The sequence below is a fragment of the Promicromonospora sp. Marseille-Q5078 genome (genome assembly GCF_050315395.1).
Lineage (GTDB): Bacteria > Actinomycetota > Actinomycetes > Actinomycetales > Cellulomonadaceae > Isoptericola.
Map to the genome: position 1 here is coordinate 4274843 of NZ_JBNPQG010000001.1, position 17466 is coordinate 4292308.

Annotated in this window: 16 protein-coding genes; 8 read left to right on the top strand and 8 right to left on the bottom strand. The window is 74.2% G+C overall.

The window, feature by feature from the left end; genetic code table 11:
• Positions 1–78: 78 nt before the first annotated feature.
• Positions 79–534, top strand: coding sequence for a nitroreductase/quinone reductase family protein (locus tag ACQFYA_RS19640; RefSeq protein ID WP_499126958.1), 456 nt, complete (start codon positions 79–81; stop codon positions 532–534).
• A 23-nt stretch (positions 535–557) separates the two neighbouring features.
• On the top strand, positions 558–863 hold the full coding sequence (locus ACQFYA_RS19645; RefSeq protein WP_499126959.1) for a hypothetical protein: 306 nt from the start codon (positions 558–560) through the stop codon (positions 861–863).
• A gap of 86 nt (positions 864–949) precedes the next feature.
• Here ACQFYA_RS19645 and ACQFYA_RS19650 read toward each other — a convergent pair whose 3' ends face one another.
• Together ACQFYA_RS19650 and ACQFYA_RS19655 are read right to left on the bottom strand one after the other, a co-directional pair.
• Complete coding sequence (locus ACQFYA_RS19650) at positions 950–1627, bottom strand: response regulator (RefSeq protein WP_499126960.1); 678 nt, start codon at positions 1625–1627, stop codon at positions 950–952.
• Entirely contained in the window at positions 1624–3045 is a 1422-nt protein-coding gene (locus ACQFYA_RS19655) for a sensor histidine kinase (protein WP_499126961.1), read from the bottom strand. The genes ACQFYA_RS19650 and ACQFYA_RS19655 overlap by 4 nt, the downstream gene beginning before the upstream one ends.
• Before the next feature lie 62 nt (positions 3046–3107).
• Here ACQFYA_RS19655 and ACQFYA_RS19660 point away from each other — a divergent pair, with 62 nt between their 5' ends.
• A complete protein-coding gene (locus ACQFYA_RS19660) occupies positions 3108–3959 on the top strand; it encodes an MBL fold metallo-hydrolase (protein WP_499126963.1) in 852 nt (283 codons plus the stop codon).
• A gap of 46 nt (positions 3960–4005) precedes the next feature.
• Positions 4006–5004 (top strand): DMT family transporter, encoded by a 999-nt coding sequence (locus ACQFYA_RS19665; protein ID WP_499126965.1) that lies wholly within the window; start codon positions 4006–4008, stop codon positions 5002–5004.
• An 82-nt stretch (positions 5005–5086) separates the two neighbouring features.
• Here the strand turns inward: ACQFYA_RS19665 and ACQFYA_RS19670 are convergent, their stop codons facing one another.
• On the bottom strand, positions 5087–6388 hold the full coding sequence (locus ACQFYA_RS19670; RefSeq protein WP_499126967.1) for an LVIVD repeat-containing protein: 1302 nt from the start codon (positions 6386–6388) through the stop codon (positions 5087–5089).
• Between the two features lie 268 nt (positions 6389–6656).
• On the opposite strand from ACQFYA_RS19670, the gene ACQFYA_RS19675 reads away from it, so the two are divergent.
• Positions 6657–7385 carry a DUF305 domain-containing protein gene (locus tag ACQFYA_RS19675; RefSeq protein ID WP_499126969.1) on the top strand — a complete coding sequence of 243 codons (729 nt, stop codon included), beginning with the start codon at positions 6657–6659 and terminating at the stop codon, positions 7383–7385.
• Between the two features lie 34 nt (positions 7386–7419).
• Here the strand turns inward: ACQFYA_RS19675 and ACQFYA_RS19680 are convergent, their stop codons facing one another.
• Together ACQFYA_RS19680 and ACQFYA_RS19685 are read right to left on the bottom strand one after the other, a co-directional pair.
• On the bottom strand, positions 7420–9633 hold the full coding sequence (locus tag ACQFYA_RS19680) for a GAF domain-containing SpoIIE family protein phosphatase (protein WP_499126971.1): 2214 nt from the start codon (positions 9631–9633) through the stop codon (positions 7420–7422).
• A gap of 87 nt (positions 9634–9720) precedes the next feature.
• Positions 9721–10569, bottom strand: a complete 849-nt coding sequence (locus ACQFYA_RS19685; RefSeq protein WP_499126973.1) for a CPBP family glutamic-type intramembrane protease — start codon at positions 10567–10569, stop codon at positions 9721–9723.
• A gap of 91 nt (positions 10570–10660) precedes the next feature.
• Here ACQFYA_RS19685 and ACQFYA_RS19690 point away from each other — a divergent pair, with 91 nt between their 5' ends.
• The gene (locus tag ACQFYA_RS19690; protein WP_499126975.1) at positions 10661–12406 is read left to right on the top strand and encodes a SpoIIE family protein phosphatase; all 1746 of its coding nucleotides are present in this window, start codon (positions 10661–10663) and stop codon (positions 12404–12406) included.
• A gap of 2 nt (positions 12407–12408) precedes the next feature.
• Here ACQFYA_RS19690 and ACQFYA_RS19695 read toward each other — a convergent pair whose 3' ends face one another.
• Positions 12409–13056: a biliverdin-producing heme oxygenase gene (locus tag ACQFYA_RS19695; protein ID WP_499126977.1), complete on the bottom strand. Its 648-nt coding sequence runs from the start codon at positions 13054–13056 to the stop codon at positions 12409–12411.
• Between the two features lie 159 nt (positions 13057–13215).
• On the opposite strand from ACQFYA_RS19695, the gene ACQFYA_RS19700 reads away from it, so the two are divergent.
• Complete coding sequence (locus ACQFYA_RS19700) at positions 13216–13848, top strand: DinB family protein (RefSeq protein ID WP_499126979.1); 633 nt, start codon at positions 13216–13218, stop codon at positions 13846–13848.
• Positions 13845–14282, top strand: coding sequence for a VOC family protein (locus tag ACQFYA_RS19705; RefSeq protein ID WP_499126981.1), 438 nt, complete (start codon positions 13845–13847; stop codon positions 14280–14282). The genes ACQFYA_RS19700 and ACQFYA_RS19705 overlap by 4 nt, the downstream gene beginning before the upstream one ends.
• Before the next feature lie 26 nt (positions 14283–14308).
• On the opposite strand, the gene ACQFYA_RS19710 is transcribed toward ACQFYA_RS19705, so the two are convergent.
• Together ACQFYA_RS19710 and ACQFYA_RS19715 are read right to left on the bottom strand one after the other, a co-directional pair.
• Positions 14309–15856 carry an MFS transporter gene (locus ACQFYA_RS19710; RefSeq protein WP_499126983.1) on the bottom strand — a complete coding sequence of 516 codons (1548 nt, stop codon included), beginning with the start codon at positions 15854–15856 and terminating at the stop codon, positions 14309–14311.
• Entirely contained in the window at positions 15853–17466 is a 1614-nt protein-coding gene (locus ACQFYA_RS19715; protein ID WP_499126985.1) for an amidohydrolase, read from the bottom strand. Before ACQFYA_RS19715 ends, ACQFYA_RS19710 begins: the two co-directional genes overlap by 4 nt.

A 17466-nucleotide genomic window follows, 5' to 3' on the forward strand; every position in this document is an offset into this window, starting at 1 on the left:
CGACGGTCGGTACCGGCGACGGTGCGCCCCGCCTAGGTTCGACGGGACGGTCGCGACACCCGGACGAAGGAGAGCACGATGACGTTCACCCACCCCCAGGGCACCCGCGGCGCACGCCAGCCCCGCGGCGCGTTCCTGGCCTGGATCAACCGGCGGACGGCGCGGCGCGCCGGCTCCAGGACCGGCGAGCCCACGGCCGGCGAACCCCTGGCCCTGACGACGATCGGGCGCAAGAGCGGCAAGGAGCGGTCGACGCCGGTGGCCTGGTTCCCCGCCGACGACGGCGGCTGGACCGTCGTGGCGTCGCCGGCCGGCGCGGCGTCCAACCCCGCCTGGTACCTCAACCTCGCGGCCCACCCCGACCGCGCGACGGTCACGATCGGCGGCCGGACCATCCCCGTCTCCGCCCGGGAGCTGCACGGCCAGGAGCGCGCGGCCGCCTGGGCCACGGTCACGACCGTGTCGCCCGGCTTCGCCGGGTACGAGAAGAAGACGGACCGCGAGCTGCCCGTCATCCGGCTGACCCGCCGCTGACCTTCCTGCTCGACGTCGCGCTCATGGACTCGGCGCGACACCGCCGCGTCGTCACGGAGGAGGAGTTCCGCCGGGCCCGCGAGGCCGCGCGCGGCCGGCGCGGCGCCGCCCGCACCGCCGCGTGGTGGGACGAGTCGGACCCGCGCGCGGAGTCGCCGATCGAGACCGCGGCCCGGCTGGCCTGCGCGGACGCGGGCTGCCCGCCCGACACCCTGCAGCTCGTGGTCCGCGACCTGCGCGGCCGGTTCCTGGCCCGCGTCGACCTGGCCTGGGTCCTCCCGGGCGGCCGGCTGCTCCGGTCCGCCGGCTCCTGGACGCCGAGGGCTTGACGCCGCGTCCCTGGCCGGCCGGCCGGCCGTTCGTGCTGTCGACGTAGCGCTTCCTGCACCTCCCGGCGCAGGACGGCGAGGAATCGCTACGTGAGGGTGCGGTGGTAGAGGACGACGGCCTGGACGCGGTCGCGCAGGTGCAGCTTGGACAGCACGTTGGAGACGTGCGTCTTGACGGTGGCCTCCCCGAGGAACAGCTCGGCCGCGATCTCGGCGTTCGACAGGCCCTTGCCCACCAGCACCAGCACCTCCCGCTCGCGCGGGGTGAGCTGGTCGAGGCGCGGGTCGGACGCCGCGCGGCCGCCGGCGGGGGCGGTCGGGCCGGCCGGATCGGTCGCGACCATCCGCTCGATGACGCGCCGGGTGACCTCCGGCGCGAGCAGCGCGTGCCCGGCCGCGACGGTCCGCACGGCGTCCACCAGCCGGTCGGCGTCGGAGTTCTTCAGCAGGAAGCCGGATGCGCCGGCCCGCAGGGCGTCGTCCACGTAGGCGTCGTCGTCGAAGGTCGTGAGCACCAGCACCTTGGCCAGGTCCTCTGCGACGATGCGCCGGGTCGCCTCGATGCCGTCCATCACCGGCATCTGCACGTCCATCAGCACGACGTCGGGCCGCAGCTCCCGCACGCGGTCCAGCGCCTGGGCGCCGTCGGCGGCCTCCCCGACCACCTCGACGTCCGGCTCGACGGACAGGATCATCGCGAAGCCGGAGCGCACGAGCCGCTGGTCGTCGACGAGCAGCACCCGCACGACGTCGGGGCCGGTCACGGGCGGTCCTCGGGCAGGGGCAGGCGCACCCGCACACGGTAGCCGCCGGTGGCGCGCGGCCCGACGTCGGCGATGCCGCCGTGCGTCGCGACCCGCTCGCGCACCCCCATGAGGCCCAGCCCGGTGCCGGCGGAGCCCTGCCGCGGGCGGCCGGAGTCGAGCACCTCCACCTCGGCGAAGCCGTGCGGGAAGCGGTCGGCGGCCGGGTCGTCCGGGCGCGCCGGGCGGCGGTCCACCCGCACGACGACGCTCGCGCCGCGCGCCGTGGAGTGCTTGCGCACGTTGCTCAGCGCCTCCTGCGCGGTGCGGTACAGGCTGAGGCCGAGGGGCGCGGGGACGCCGTCGACCGCGCCGTCCTCCGCCACGACGCGCACCTCGACGTCGAGGCCGCCGGCGTCGTCCGCGAGCCCCGGCACGTCGGCCAGCCCCGGCTCGGGCGCGCGGGCGCCCGGTCCGACCGGCCCGTCCGACCCGGCGCCGGGCCGGTCGGCGTCCTCGATCCCGCGCAGCGTGCCCAGCAGTCCGCGCATCTGCGCCACGGCCTCGCGCGACTCGCCCTCGATGGTGGCCAGGGGCGCGGCGGCCGCCGGCGCGTCGGTGGCGAGCATCCGCCGCGCGGCGGCGGCCTGGATCCCGATGACGGACACGTGGTGCGCGACGACGTCGTGCAGCTCGCGGGCGATGCGCAGCCGCTCCGTCACGACCGCCTGCCGCTGCAGCTCCGCCGTCTGCCGCTCGATCGTCGCGGCCTGGTCGGCGAGCTGCTCGCGCCGCCGCGCGCCGTGCCACATGAGCTGCCCGGCCACCACGGCGCCGTAGAAGTACGCGACGTTGATGAGGAAGTTGTAGACCGTGACCGCGACGACGGGGCTGATCAGGCCTGGCCGTTCGCCGGCCAGCCCCATCTGCTCGACCATCCCCTCGACGCCCGAGCCCACGGCGAACTGCCACGACAGCCAGCCGAACATCGCGAGCAGGGCGGCGCCCACGACGAGCACCATCGCCTGCCGGTCCCGCGCCCAGGCCATCGCGCTGAACATCGCCACGAAGTAGACGACCTGCAGCGGCGCCAGGACCGTCACCATGGGGACGGTCAGCCCGACCACGAGGAAGTGCAGGTAGACCACGGCGAGCACCGTGAGCGGGAACCGCCGGCGCCAGACGAGGGGGACGGCGCCGGCCGCCGCCAGGACGTACAGGACCCAGACCGGGGCCGTCTCGTCCTCGAAGTACCCGATGCTGCGGGCGAGCTCCGTGCCCACCAGCGTCACGACGACGAACGCGGCGCCGAGCCAGGCGTCGTTCCGGTAGGCGCGGGCCGGGTCGGCAGGGACGCGCTCCCACCCGGAGTCGATCCCCCACCAGTCGGCGAGGCGCGTCGTCCACGCCTGGCCCGGCGCGGTCTGCTGCTGCGGCATCCGCCCAGCGTAGGGAGCGCGACCCCGTGCGCGCCTCCGCCTCGAGGTGGAAGTCTGACCCCATGAGCGAACCCGTCACCGCCGACACGTTCTGGATCTGCCGCACCTGCGCCGTCGAGCACGCCGCCCGGCCGGACGTCTGCGCGATCTGCGCCGACGAGCGCCAGTGGGTGCCCGCCACCGGCCAGGCGTGGACCACGCTCGACGAGCTGGCCGCGGAGGGGCTCGCCGTCGAGGTCACCGAGCTCGAGCCCGACCTCCTCGCGCTGCACGCCTCGCCCCAGGTGGGCATCGGGCAGCAGGCGAAGGTGGTGCGCACGCCCGCCGGCGCCCTCCTGTGGGACCCGCTGGGGTTCGTCGACGACGCGGGGGTCGAGGCGGTCCTCCAGGCCGCCGGCGGTCTGGACGTGCTGATCGCGGCCAGCCACCCGCACATGTACGGCGTGCAGGTGGAGTGGAGCCGGCGCCTGGCGGCGGCCACCGGCCGGCCCGTGCCGGTGCTGGTGAGCGAGGCCGACGCCGGCTGGGTGGCGCGCCCGGACGCCGCGATCGAGACCTGGTCGGGCGAGCGGGAGGTGCTGCCCGGTGTGGTGCTCAGCCAGCCCGGCGGGCACTTCCCCGGCTCCGCGGTCGCGCACTGGACCGGCGCCGACCGGCGCGGCGTGCTGCTCTCGGGCGACACGATCTTCGCCAACCCCGACCGCACGGCGAGCTTCATGCGCAGCTACCCCAACCGCATCCCGCTGTCGGCGGCGGTCGTGACGCGGGTCGCCGAGCACGTGGCGCGCCGGCCGTTCGACCGGCTCTACAACAACTTCGAGGGCGTGATCCCCGCCGACGCGCTGGACGTCGTGCTGCGCTCGGCCGAGCGGCACGCGGCCTGGGTGCGCGGTGACTTCGACCACCTCACGTGATCCCGGCGCGGTCGCGGCGCCGCCCCACGACTAGGATCCGGTGATCGTGGCAACCATCGTGACGGGTCGGCAGCGCGCCGCGGGAGTGGCGCTCGCGATCGTCGCAGGGTTCGCCGCCGCGCTGCAGAGCCGCGTCAACGGCACCCTCGCCGCCGAGACGGGCACCGCCTTCGGCACGGCTGCCCTGTCCTTCGGCTCGGGCCTGGTGCTGCTCACCCTCGCGCTGCCGTTCTCGCGTGCCGGGCGGTCCGCGGTCGGGCAGGTCGCGGCCGGCCTGCGCCGAGGCGCCGGCGGGCTGCGCTGGTGGGAGTGCCTGGGCGGCCTCGGCGGCGCCTTCTACGTGATGTCGCAGGGCCTGACGGTCGACGCCCTCGGCGTGTCCGTGTTCACCATCGCGCTGGTGGCGGGGCAGTCCGTGAGCTCGCTCGTCATCGACCGGCTGGGGCTCGCGCCCGGCGGGGTGCGGCTCGTGACCGTGGGCCGCGCGCTGGGGCCGGTGCTGACCGTCGTCGCGGTCGTCGTGGTGTCCGGCGCGGGCGCGGCGACGGCGGCCCTCGGCCTGGCGCTGTTCCCCCTGGTCGCGGGCGTGCTGCAGTCGTTCCAGCAGGCGCTCAACGGGCGCGTGCGCGCCGCGGTGCGGCCCGCCGAGCCGCGCGCCGACGGTCGCCCCCGGGGCGACGGCGGGGTGCTGGCCGCCACGTTCGTGAGCTTCCTCGTGGGCACCGCGGCGCTGCTGGTGGTGTTCGGGGTGTCGCTCGCCGTCGAGGGCGCACCCACCGGCTCCCTGCCCCCCGACCTGCTGCTCTACTCCGGCGGCCTGCTCGGCATCGTCTTCATCGCGCTGCAGGCGGCGGTCGTGCAGCGCATCGGCGTGCTGCTGCTCGGGCTCGGCATGATCGCCGGCCAGGTGGTCGGCGCGCTCGTGCTCGACGTCGTCTCCCCCGGCGTCGCCGCGCCCGGCGCCGCGACGTACGCCGGCGCGGCCCTCACCCTCGTCGCCGTCGCCGTCCCCTTGCTCGAGGGCGCGCTCCGCCGGCACCGCTGACGGAGCCGTCGGACACTGGTCGAGCCTGTCGGGACCGGTGTCCCGACAGGCTCGACCAGCAGTGGCGGTCCCGCTCAGCAGGTCAGAACTTCTCCTGCATCTGCGGGTTCAGCGACGTGAGGTTCGTCTTCGCCCTGCCGTCGATCGCGTCGTCGATCTCGAACGTGTCGAAACCGATCCCGAGGTCGTTCGAGTAGGCGTAGCCGTTGTACCAGTAGGTGGACCAGGTGCCACCGCTGGAGATGCCCGCACCGCGGTCGAACCAGGCCAGCTCCTTCGGCTTCTCGGAGTTGGTGAAGTCGAACACCGAGACGCCGCCCTGGTACCAGGACTGGACCATGAGGTCCTTGCCCTTGACGGGGATCAGCGAGCCGTTGTGGGCCACGCAGTTCTCGGTGCTGTCGTTGATGCGCGGGATCTTGTAGTAGCTCTTGAAGACGAGCTCCTTGCCGTTCTTCCCGCCGTGCTTCTTGGCCTTCTCGATGTCGTAGATGCCGTTGGCGCCGAGCTCCGGGGCGTACTCGCCGGTGCAGGTCGCCAGCCCGCCGCCACCGAGCTCGTCCGTGAAGACGACCTTGGTCGCGTCGTTGTTGAAGGTGGCCGAGTGCCAGAACGCGAAGTTCTCCGTGTCGCGGACCGTGCTGATCACCTTCGGGTGGGCGCGGTCCTTGATGTCCATGAGGATGCCGTCGCCCATGCACGCACCCGCCGCGAGGTCCTTCTGCGCGTAGGTGGTGATGTCGTGGCAGCCGGACGTCGCCGACGCCCTGCGGGTGGGGTCACCCTCGTAGCCGCCCTCCGGGAACAGGTTCGGCGTGCCCACGAGCGTGGCGGCCGCCGGGTTCTTCACGGGGATCTTCACGACCGAGATGATGTCGTGCGGCGGCTGGCAGTCCGGGTAGGTCGAGCTCGGGCTGTACGACGAGACGTAGACGTACAGGTCCTTGCCGTTCTTGGTCGGCGCCAGCGAGTGGGTGTGGGAGCCGCACGCGGTCTCGACGGACTTGACGTACTCGGGCTCCAGCGGGTCGGAGATGTCCCAGACCTTGATGCCCTCCCAGGCGTCCTTCTCCGTCGCGGGGCGGGTCGTCGACGCGCACGAGTCGTCGCTGCGCGACGAGTCGGTGGAGAGCACCAGGATGTCGCCGTAGACGGAGATGTCGTTCTGCGAGCCGGGGCAGTACACCTGGAGCGCCTGGACGGGCTCCTCCGGGTCGGACAGGTCGTAGACGGTGAAGCCGTCGTAGTTGCCCGCGAAGGCGTACTTGCCCTGGAACGCGATGTCCGAGCCGGTGCCCTGCAGGGCGCCGTTCTTCGGGTTGTTGCTGAGGTGCTCGATGTTCGACGACGCCACCTCGCCGGGCGGGACGTCGGGCTCCGCCACAGAGGCGGATGCCGGTGCCGCGAGCCCCAACGCCCCCGCGACCAGGGTCAACGAGAGGGCGACGCCGGCGACGCCTCTCGTCCGTGAACTGCTCGTCCGTGAACTCCGCATCCGTGGACTCCTCTTCCGTGAACTCAGGGTTGGACGACGCGCATGCGCCACACATCGTTGTGTTGGTCACACTGAGTGTTGTCTGGAAGCATCCTCCCCACCAGGTGTGCGGGCATCTTTTTACGCCGTGGCAACAACCTCAGGAGAGGATCTTCCGGTGACCACAGACCCCCGGATCCGTCGCACGGGCGGCCGTCGCGCCGCCCTGACCTGCGTCGTCGCGCTCGCTCTGGGGCTCTCCGCCGGGTGCACCGCCGAGACGCCCGAGCCTGCCTCGACGCCGTCGTCGGCCGTGCTCGCCCCGGGGAAGCCCGGCGAGCCCGCCGAGACGATCGCGCCCGAGGACTACGAGGGCATGGGCGACGAGGACGTGGTCACCGACGCGGACGCGGACTTCATGACGAAGATGATCGGCCACCACGCGCAGGCCGTGGAGATGGCGCAGCTGGTCCCCGGCCGGTCGACGTCGGCGCAGATCGCCAAGTTCGCCGAGCGCATCCGCCTCACGCAGGACGGCGAGATCCAGTACATGAGCCGCTGGCTCGAGGACCACGATCTCCCGGTGCCCGCGGTCGCCACGACGTCGTCGGCGGAGCCGTCGGACGGGAGCGGACCGCGCGCCCCGGAGACCCACGACCACGACCACGACTCCATGCCCGGCATGCTGACCGACGCCGAGATGGCGGCCCTGGCGGACGCGGACGGCGCCGAGTTCGACCGGCTGTTCCTCGAGGGCATGATCAAGCACCACGGGGGTGCCCTGACGATGGTCGACGACGTCAGCGCCGCCGGGCGGGACGAGACGGTCCAGGAGTTCTCCGCGAACGTGGCGGCGGACCAGATCGCGGAGATCGACCGGATGTCCCGGCTGCTCGACGAGCTGTGAACGGGCCCGGGCGGACGACGTGGTCGACGGGGCGTCAGCCCCACGCGCGCCCGTGCGCGGTCACCAGCAGGGTGGTCGAGTCGTCCTCCGACTCCACGCCCGCGAGCTTGTGCTCGAGGACCTCGAGGTCGAGCGTCAGCCCCGCCATGGCGCGCAGCTCCTCGAGCCGGCTCTCCAGGGATGTGCCGCGCCGCTCGACGAGGCCGTCCGTGTAGAGGAGCAGCGACTGCCCCTCGCCGAGCTCGGCGCGGCCGGCCTCGGGCGGACGGTGCATCGCGCCGACCGGCAGGCTCCGCACCACGTCGAGCCACTGCGCCCCGGCCTCGTCGACGACCAGGGGCGGGAGATGGCCCGCGCAGACGTAGTCGACGGTCCTGGCGCCGGGCTCGAGGAGCGCCGCGAACACGGTCGCCATGTCGCCGCTGAGCAGCGTGCGCGCGAGGTGGTCGAGGGCCCCGACCGCCCTGCCCACCTCGCCGTGCGTGAGCAGCAGCGACCGCAGCGCGTTGCGGAGCTGGTTCATCGCGGACGCCGCGGGGAGGCCGTGGCCCGCGACGTCGCCGATCACCAGGGCGACGCGCCCGTCCGGCATGTCGAAGGCGTCGTACCAGTCGCCGCCCACCGATCCCCCGCGGGCGGGGCGGTAGCGCGCCTGGAGGCGCCAGCCCGGCGGCGCGGGCAGCGTGTCCGGCAGCGACGAGTGCTGGAGCACGAGGGCGGCGCCCAGGTCGGGGCGGGTGCGGCGGTAGAGCGCCTCGACGACGGTCCGGCGCGCCACGACCGCCGAGCGGACGTCGTCGTCGGACCACGGCTCGCTGGTGCCGTGCACGATCTCCCGCCAGCTCGCGAACGACCGCCGGGGGCCGATGCGCGTCGTCCCGTCGTCGTCGCGCTCGACCGTCTTGGCGCGGGGGTCGCCGCCCCAGGTCACCGCGCGCGCGGCCTCCCGGCGGAAGAGCGCCAGCACGTCGCCGTCGGGCAGCGGCGCCACGAGCGCTCCCCCGACGTCGCCGAGCCGCTCGGCCAGCTCCGGGTGGTCGGCGCGCAGCGCGTGGGTCGCGAAGACGGGAGCGCCGCCGCCGTCCTCCTGGCGCGGCGCGGACGCCGCCCGCACGGCCGCGACGACGGCGCCGGCCGCCGGGGGCACCGTGCCGACCGTCGCCGTGATGCCGCGGGTGCGCACGAGGGCGCCGTCGACGCCGAGCACGTCGAGAAGCTCCGGCCGCGCGACCATCTCGGCGACCGGCCCGTCCCCGGCGGCGACCAGCGCCTCCAGGGCGGTGGCGACCCGCCGGGCGTGCTGCGCCCGGTCGGCCGCGGCGTGCACGACCATCTGCAGGGACAGGCCGGAGGCGAGCGCCTCCGCCGCCGCGCACACCTCGAGCGACGGCGTGTGCGGAGTCTCGTGGTGGCAGGCGACCATGCCCCACAGGTGCCCGTCGTCCAGCAGGGAGATCGACATCGACGCGCCGACGCCCATGTTCTTCAGGTACTGGACGTGCACGGGCGACACGGCCCGCAGGCCGGCGAACGTGAGGTCGGCGGGCTGCCCCGTCGCCGGGTGACGCACCGGCACGAGGGCGACCGGCTCGGACGAGACGTCGGAGATGAGCCGCAGCCAGCTCTTCTCGTACAGGGCGCGCGCCTGCGGCGGGATGTCGGACGCCGGGTAGTGCTGGCCGAGGAGCGGCTCGAGGTCCTCCCGGCAGTCCTCGGCGACGACCTCGCCGTGCTGGTCCGCGTCGAACCGGTACACCATCACGCGGTCGAAGCCGGTGACCTCCCGCACGCCGCGGGCCACGAGGTCGTACAGCTCCTGGAGGGAACCGGCCGTCGCGGCCCGGCCGAGCACGGCGTAGGCGGTGCGATAGCCGTCGCCCGGGTCGGAGGCGTCGTCCCGGGGCTCGAGCTCGACGACGACCGTGCCCTGGCCGGTCCGGTGCGACGCGGCCGTCCACGAGCGGCCGGCGAAGGTCACGCGGCGGAGCGCCTCGGCGAGGGGCACTGGCTCCGGCACCCGGGCGAGGCGCAGCAGCCCGGCCGCGGGCCCTCCCAGCGTCGCGTCGAGGCGGTGGCCCAGCAGGTCGGGCAGGTCCAGGCCCAGCAGGCCGGGCGCGTTGGCCGACGCCTGGACGACGACGCCGTCGTCCACCACCAGCAGCACGCCCCGCGACTGGACCGCTCCGGGGACGTGGAGCGGCTCCCTCGCGCACGCCTCGAGGTCGACGTCGTCCACAGGATCGTCCATCGCTGACCTCGTTCGTTCGGCGACAAGCCCCGATGCCGCACCTTTTCACGGCGACAGTGCGCCAACAACCCGGACGCGGGCGAATGTTCAGGGCGCGGTGACGAAGACGTCGAAGAGCTCGGGGTGGTGCCCGTGCACCAGCACGGCGAAGACGACGAGGTCGAACAGCAGGTGCACCGCCACGACATAGCTGAGGCTCTTGTAGCGGCTAAAGATCCAGCCCTGCACCAGCGCGAACGGCACCGTGAGCAGCGGCCCCCACTCGCGGTAGCCGAGCTCCCACAGGAACGACACGAAGATCGCCGCCTGCAGCACGTTCGCCGTCCACATCCCGAAGTGGCGCCGCAGCAGCGCGAACACGGTGCACACGAAGAACAGCTCGTCCCAGATGCCCACGGCGTTGACCCCGACGAACAGGCGCGCGACGTCCTCGCCGCCCTCGAGCGGCGGCCAGTTGAGGTACGCGCCCGAGCCGAGGAAGTACGGCGGCAGCACGAGGTACCCCACGAGCACCACGACCACCAGGTACACGTACTGCCCCCGCGACCAGCGGCGCCCCGTCCCGACGGGGAAGCGCACCACCCCTGGCCCGGTCCCCCCGGAGCCCGCCGGAGGGTCGTCCCGGAACCAGAACCGCGACGCCGCCCACGGCACCAGCACCGCCAGCGAGAGGACGACGGCGAAGCGCGCCATCCCCGCGTCGGACAGGTCCGCCTCGAGCGGGATGGTGGAGATGATGCCGAGGGCGACGGCGATCAGCGCCAGGTCCCGGCCCAGCAGCCGGTCGACGGCGAGCCCCAGCGCGACGCCCGCCACCAGCGGCAGGTACGCCAGCGGGCGCACGTGCACCGCGAACAGCAGGACGGCCGACGCGGAGACGAGCCCCGCGGCGACGAGTCGCGGGAGGGCTGCGGGGACACGGCGGGTGACGTCCATCGTCCGGCGAGGATATCCGGCGGGCTGCGTGGAAGAATCCGGCCATGGTCGCGGGTCGCGCTGGGCACAGCCGTGGCGGGGGTGCGTCGCGATGAGGGCGGCGTCCCCGGTCCAGGCGCTCGTCGCCGCCGGGCTCGCGCGCCCCGTCGCGGACGAGTCGTTCGACCGCTTCGCCCGGCTGGTGCAGCGCCAGCTCGGCGTCCCGACCGCCCTCGTGACCCTCGTGCTGCCGGACGCGCAGGTGTACCCCGGCGCGCTCGGTCTGCCCGACCCGTTCCAGGCCACCCGGCGCACCACCCTGAGCGAGCCGCTCTGCGGCGAGACGATCCGGACCGGCGGGCCGCTCGTCGTCGAGGACCTGCGCGCCCACCCGCGCCTCTCGCGCACGGCGACGGTCACCGAGCTGGGCATGGGGTCGTACGCGGGCTTCCCGATCTTCGACCGGCACGGCACCGCGGTCGGCACCGTGTGCGCCCTCGACACCGAGCCGCACGCGTGGAGCGCCTCCGACCTCGCGACCCTCGCCGACCTCGCCGCCGCCTGCACGGCCGAGCTGCGGCTGCGGCTCGAGCGCCAGCGGGCGCACCGGATCCAGAAGGTGGCCGTGCACGCCACGCGGCGCACGCGCATGCTGCTCGACCTCACCGACCGGTTCGCGGCCGCGACCACCCTCGACGAGATCGTGGACGCGCTGCGCGCCTCCGGGTCGGGGCTCGGCACCATCTGGGCGACGCTCGCGCTCGCGGAGCCCGGCGGGTCCGGGCTCACGCTGGTCGAGCGCGACGGCGCGTACCCGTACCTGCCGCGGCAGTGGCGGTTCTCCGACCCGGCCGTGGCGTCCGTCGCCCGCGCCCGGCGGCCGGCCTTCTACCGCGACGGCGCCGCGGCGCTGCGGGACGAGCCCACGTGGGCGCCGTGGGTCGACCCGGCGCTCGGCGGGCTGGCGATGGTGCCGATGGTGCTGGACGACCGCCTGCTCGGCGTCGTCGTGCTGGTGTGGCGCGGCCCGCACGACCACGACGACGAGAGCCGGCGCACGGCCGCCACGCTCGCGTCGTGCGTGGCGCAGGCCCTGGTGCGGATCCGGGTGCTGGAGGACCGCCACCGGGTGGCGACGACCCTGCAGGCGGCGATGCTCACCGAGCTGCCCCGGGTGCCGTACCTCGAGCTCGCGTCGACGTACGCGACGGCGACCCGCACGGACAAGGTGGGCGGCGACTGGTACGACACGGTCGAGCTCGACCCGCGCTCCACCGTGCTGATGATCGGCGACGTCACGGGCCACGACATGCAGGCCGCCGCCCGCATGGGGCAGCTGCGCGCGATGCTGCGCACCCTGGCCTGGTGCCAGGACGCGCCGCCGGCGTGGCTGCTGCGCGAGCTGGACCGGGCCAACCGCGGCCTCGGGCTCACCGCGACCGGCACCGCCGTCGTCGCGCGGCTGGACCGGACGGGCCGCGGCGAGCCCGGCGAGGGCGACGACGCCTGCCGCCTGTGGTGGTCCAGCGCCGGGCACCCGCGGCCCGTCGTCCTGCGCGCCGACGGCGGCGTGGAGGAGCTGCCCGGGCACCCGGATCTCATGCTCGGCGTCGACCCGACCACGTCGCGTCGCGACCACGCCGCCGAGCTCTCCCCCGGCGACACCCTGCTCCTGTACACGGACGGGCTCGTGGAGTCCCGCACCGCCTCGTACGCCGCCCGCGCCAAGGACCTGCAGCGGGCGCTGCAGGACCTGCACGGCTGCCCGACGTCGGACCTGCCGCAGGAGCTCGTCGACCGGATGGTCCACGGGCAGCAGCGCGACGACGTCGCGGTCCTCGCCGCCCGCGTCCGCTGAGGTCAGGGGTGGGCGACGCCGAGCTCGACGAACACCGCCCGGTTCAGCCGGAACGCCTCCTGCGCCTCGGAGACCGCGAGGTCCACCTCGGTGTCGTCCAGGTCGAGACCGTCGAGGCGCTCCCGGTACACGTCCTTGAACGGCTTGGCCTTGGGGATCTGCGGGAAGTCGTAGAACTCGAGCCCCGCCGTCGTCAGGCCGTAGTGGCGCTGCATCATCCGCTGGATGACCTGGCCGCCCGAGAGGTCGCCGAGGTACCGCGTGTAGGCGTGGGCGGCGTAGCACGCGACGTCGGCGCCGACCGTGCGCAACCGCGCCACGTAGCGCTCCGTCGCGGGCAGCACGCGCGCGACGTCCCGCCAGCCGGCCCCGTACAGGTGCGCGAGGTCGCGCTCGATGGCGGGCACGCGGGTGAGCTCCTCGAACACGAGACCCTGCCCCCGGGCGTCGTCCCGCATGCGCTCGCTCGCCTGCTCGAGGGCCGTGTACACCGCGTGCTGCTGGGCGGCGAGGTCGGCGTAGGCCGCGACGTCGAGGCGGCCCGCGAGCAGGCGCTCCACGAACCCCTCGGACTCGGCCTGCGAGTGCTCGGCGCGCGTGCCCTCGCGCAGCCGGGTCGAGAGCGGGGCAACCTCCGCGAGCACCGTCATGGGACCTCCAGGTCAGGGTCGGCCGGACGGCCGTGCACCGTCGTCGTGACAGAGCGTCACGACCTGCCGTCACCATAACAGCCTAGGTAAGGCTCGCCTACCCTCCGTCGTCCAGGAGGAGTCGGGCGCGTTGTCGGTGGCCGCGGGCACGCTGGGCCCATGACGACGCCGACGACGACGCCCCCGGACGCCAAGTCCGTGCTGCACCGCTACCTGCGCAGCGCGCGCGAGGCGCTGGTCTGGAAGGTGGAGGGCCTGTCCGAACGCGAGGCCAGGATGCCGCGGACGCCGACGGGGACCAACCTGCTCGGGCTGGTCAAGCACGCGGCCACCGTGGAGATCGGCTACTTCGGCGGGGTCTTCGGCCGCCTCTGGCCCCGCCCCGAGGACGCGCCGTGGCTGGCGGCGGCCGACGCGCCCGACGCCGACGCCCACGCCCTGCAGGCGGAGTTCTTCGCGACGGCCGACGAGCCGGCCGCGCAGATCGTCGACCTGTACCGGCAGGTGTGGGAGTTCGCGGACGCCACCATCGACGCGCTGCCCCTCGACGCACCCGGGCGCGTCCCGTGGTGGGGCGCCGACAGCCGGGACGTCACGCTGCACCAGATCCTGGTCCACGTCGGCACCGAGCTGCATCGGCACGCGGGGCACGCGGACATCCTGCGCGAGGAGGTGGACGGCGCCGCGGGCATGCGCCCCGGCAACGACAACCTCGCGCACGGTTTCGACTACGCCGCCTTCACCGCCACCCTGCGCGGCATCGCCGGGCAGTTCCCCGAGGAGGGCCGATGAGCGACGACGTCCCGGACGTCCCCGCCGTCCCGAGGATCCGCCAGGTGGTGCTGGACACCACCGACGCGCGCGGGCTCGCCGAGTTCTACCGCGAGCTGTTCGGCCTGGCCTACCGCCCGGGCGACGAGCCGCCGGCGCCGGGCGAGCCGGACCCGCGCGGCTCCGACTGGCTCGTGCTGCGCAACCCGGACGGCGTCCCGCTGGCCTTCCAGCAGGTGCCGGCGCTGCCGCCCTCGACCTGGCCGGACGACGCCGTGCCCCAGCAGCTGCACCTCGACACCACGGTGCCCGACGTGGCCGAGCTGGACCGCCAGCACGAGCGCGCGATCGCCCTGGGCGCCCGGCTGGCCCACGACCGCTCCGACGACCCGGAGGAGCCACTGCGGGTCTACGCCGACCCGGCGGGCCACCCGTTCTGCATCTTCGTCGCCTGACGCCCGGCGCCCGGCGACCGGGCGACCTACGCCGGGCGCCGCCGCAGGAAGTGCCACGCCAGGCCGAGCAGCAGCGTGAAGACGACGGCGAAGACCAGCATCGTGACCCGGTAGGCGTCGACGTAGGCGTCCTGGCTGGCCGCCACCACCTGGTCGAACAGGTCGTTGTCGCGCGCCCACGCGGGCACGGAGCTGTCGGAGAACCAGCCCACGACCGTGCCCTGCTGGGACGGGGTCAGGCCGAGCTCCGCCAGCCGGTCGGACAGCCCGCGGCCCAGGCCGCCGTACAGCAGCGTGGAGCTCAGCGCGGACCCGAGCGCGAAGGACGCCTGGCCGATGGCGGGCTTGCTCGCGACGGTCGCGCCCACGAGGTCCGGCGGCGGCACCTCGACGAAGAACTCGCCGGCGGCGGTCTCCGTGAGCATCCGGGAGAACCCGCCGATGACCAGCGAGACGCCGAAGACCCAGTACGGCGTCGACGTGCCGCCGAGCACGAAGAGGTACATCGAGACGGCGACCCCGGCCAGCCCCCACAGCACGAGGGTCTGCGGCCGCCGCCCGCGCGCCGCGAGCCGGCCCGCGGCGAACGCGCCGAGCACCATGGCCAGCGACGCCGGCAGCTGGCCGAGGGTCACGTCGAGCGGGCTGTAGGCGTACACGTACTGCCACAGCAGCGACAGCTGCAGCACCATGACGGCCTGCCACATGTTGAACGAGACGTCGGCGGTGAGCGCCCCGGCGAGGTTGCGGTCCTTGAACAGGTGCACGGGCAGAGCCGGCTCGTCGGTGTGCTGCTCCCACCACAGGAAGGCGACCAGGGCGACGACGCCGAGGACGACCGGCACGAGGACCCGCGCCGAGAGCCACCCGCTGGACGCGTCGCTCACGCCCCAGATGATCCCCACGAGCGCGACGGCGACGAGCACCAGCCCCACCGGGTCCGACTTGCGCCGGTGCACCGCCTTGGACCGCGGCACGAACAGCTTGTTGAGCACGAACGCCACGGCGCCCACGACCGGCACCACCAGGTACCCGAGCCGCCAGTCCGTCCCGATCAGCCAGCCGCCGATAATCGTCAGGGGGAGCGTGAACCCGACCTGGCCGGTGAAGTAGAGCGACATGGCGCTCGGGATGTGGTCGGGAGCGACAGTGCGGATGAGCGCCATCGACAGCGCGAGCGTCCCGGCGAGCCCGATGCCGGTGACCACGCGCCCCGTCAGGTACACGCCGTACACCGGGGCGGTCGCGGTCACGACGCCGCCGACGACGAGGGCCACCGCGCACCACATCAGCGTCAGGCGCCGGCCGAACCGGTCGCCGACCGTCCCGATCGTGAGGATCGACGCCGCCAGGGCCAGCGTCGCCGCCGACGCCGCGATCGACCGCTGTGTCGCCGACATGCCGAACTCCGCCGCCGCCGAGGCGAGCGCGGTGTTGTGCAGGGACACGTCGGCTGCCTGCGCCACGCCCGCGACCGTCAGGGCGAGGATCGCCAGGCCCGGGCGCCGCGCGACGCCGTCGGCTGGCTCGCCGATCGACGTCCCCCCGGTGCCCGCTGCCGCGGCGCCGCTCATGACGCCTCGTGCACCGTGACGCCGCGCTTGATCGTGCGGAGCACCTCGATGTCGCGGATGGCGTCCACGGGGACGTCGAGGGGGTTGTCGCTCAGCACCACGAGGTCTCCGAGCTTGCCCACCTCGATCGACCCGCGGTCGCCCTCCGTGCGGTGCTCGTAGGCGGCGTTGATCGTGAGGGCGCGCAGGCCCTCCAGCGGCGTGACGCGCTCGTCCTCGCCGAGGACGACGCCGCCGGTCGAGGTGCGGGACACCGAGCTCCACAGCAGCAGCAGCGGGTTGATCGGCGTGACCGGGTAGTCGGAGTGGTTGGAGGGGCGCAGGCCCCTGTCGATCGCGGAGCGCATCGGCGAGATGCCGAACGCCCGCTCCCGGCCGAAGTTCGCGACGTGCGTGTCCCCGAACAGCAGCGTGTGCACGGTGAACATCGACGGCTCGAACCCCTCGGCGACGTAGTCGTCGAGCTGGTTCAGGCGCATCACCTGCGAATGGATCGGCACGGTCCGCCCCGGCGGGGTGGCGCCCGACGCCTTGGCGGCGCGGTGCGCCGCGAGGAGCTGGTCGACGGCGCCGTCCCCGTTGCAGTGCGCGAAGACCTGCACCCCGTTCCGGTACGCGGTGGTGACGACCGCGTCCGTGGTGGCCTGGTCGATGTTGGCGATGCCGTGCCAGTGCTCCTGCCCGCCCGGGCCGCCCGTGAGGTACTCCTGCGTGACGTTCGCGGTCTTGCCCTGCGGCGAGCCGTCGAGGATGAGCTTGACCCCCTGCACGGTGTGCCCGCCGACCGTCGTGTCGACGAGGCCCGAGGACAGCGCCTCGTCGAGCTCGTTGAAGATCACGAGGCTGCGCACGTCCACCGGCAGCGTGCCGTCCGCCGCGAACCCCCGCACCTTCTCCACCTGCGCCATCGTGGCGGCGCCGTCCTGCACGGTCGTCATGCCCCAGCGCGCGTACTCGGCGAGCATCGCGTCGAACTCCTCGCGCCCGTAGTCGAGCAGCGAGAACGCGAGCGGTATCCACGCGCCCTCCCACAGCACTCCGTTCGGCCGGTCGGTGCCGGGAACGCGCACGATCGTGCCGCCGTCCGGGTCCGCGACGCCCGGCACGTAGCCGTGCTCCTCGAGCACCCGGGAGTTCACGACGCCGCCGTGCGCCGACACGTGCACGACGGCGACGCGGTGGTCGGGGAACTCGCGGTCCAGGAGCTCGGCCGTCAGCTCGCCGCCGTCGTCCATCGCCTCGGGGTAGTAGCCCCACCCGATGACGTACTCCCCCGGCGCCGGGTCGTTCCGGTCCTTCGCCTCGTGCAGCTTGCGGAGGACGTCCTCGACGGTCCGGGTGTCCCCGACGGGCGGGGTCGTGAGCGCGGCGTGCTTGACGAACGGGGCGCCCATGGACACGTGGCTGTGCGCGTCCACGAAGCCGGGCACGACGGTCCGTCCCCCGAGGTCGACCACCTCGGTGCCGGGCCCGGCGAGGGCGCCGACATCGGCGGCCGTCCCGACGGCCGTGATCGTCCCCGCGGTGACGGCCACCGCCTCCGCGATCGTGTCGGCGTCGTCCACCGTGACGACGGCGGCGTTCGTGAGGATCAGGTCGGGCGCGGTCAT

Coding starts and splice junctions, on each gene's coding strand:
- ACQFYA_RS19640 (WP_499126958.1), top strand. CDS start 79: ATGACGTTCACCCACCCCCAGGGCACCCGCGGCGCACGCCAGCCCCGC.
- ACQFYA_RS19645 (WP_499126959.1), top strand. CDS start 558: ATGGACTCGGCGCGACACCGCCGCGTCGTCACGGAGGAGGAGTTCCGC.
- ACQFYA_RS19655 (WP_499126961.1), bottom strand. CDS start 3,045: ATGCCGCAGCAGCAGACCGCGCCGGGCCAGGCGTGGACGACGCGCCTC.
- ACQFYA_RS19660 (WP_499126963.1), top strand. CDS start 3,108: ATGAGCGAACCCGTCACCGCCGACACGTTCTGGATCTGCCGCACCTGC.
- ACQFYA_RS19680 (WP_499126971.1), bottom strand. CDS start 9,633: ATGGACGATCCTGTGGACGACGTCGACCTCGAGGCGTGCGCGAGGGAG.
- ACQFYA_RS19685 (WP_499126973.1), bottom strand. CDS start 10,569: ATGGACGTCACCCGCCGTGTCCCCGCAGCCCTCCCGCGACTCGTCGCC.
- ACQFYA_RS19690 (WP_499126975.1), top strand. CDS start 10,661: ATGAGGGCGGCGTCCCCGGTCCAGGCGCTCGTCGCCGCCGGGCTCGCG.
- ACQFYA_RS19695 (WP_499126977.1), bottom strand. CDS start 13,056: ATGACGGTGCTCGCGGAGGTTGCCCCGCTCTCGACCCGGCTGCGCGAG.
- ACQFYA_RS19700 (WP_499126979.1), top strand. CDS start 13,216: ATGACGACGCCGACGACGACGCCCCCGGACGCCAAGTCCGTGCTGCAC.
- ACQFYA_RS19705 (WP_499126981.1), top strand. CDS start 13,845: ATGAGCGACGACGTCCCGGACGTCCCCGCCGTCCCGAGGATCCGCCAG.
- ACQFYA_RS19710 (WP_499126983.1), bottom strand. CDS start 15,856: ATGAGCGGCGCCGCGGCAGCGGGCACCGGGGGGACGTCGATCGGCGAG.
- ACQFYA_RS19715 (WP_499126985.1), bottom strand. CDS start 17,466: ATGACCGCGCCCGACCTGATCCTCACGAACGCCGCCGTCGTCACGGTG.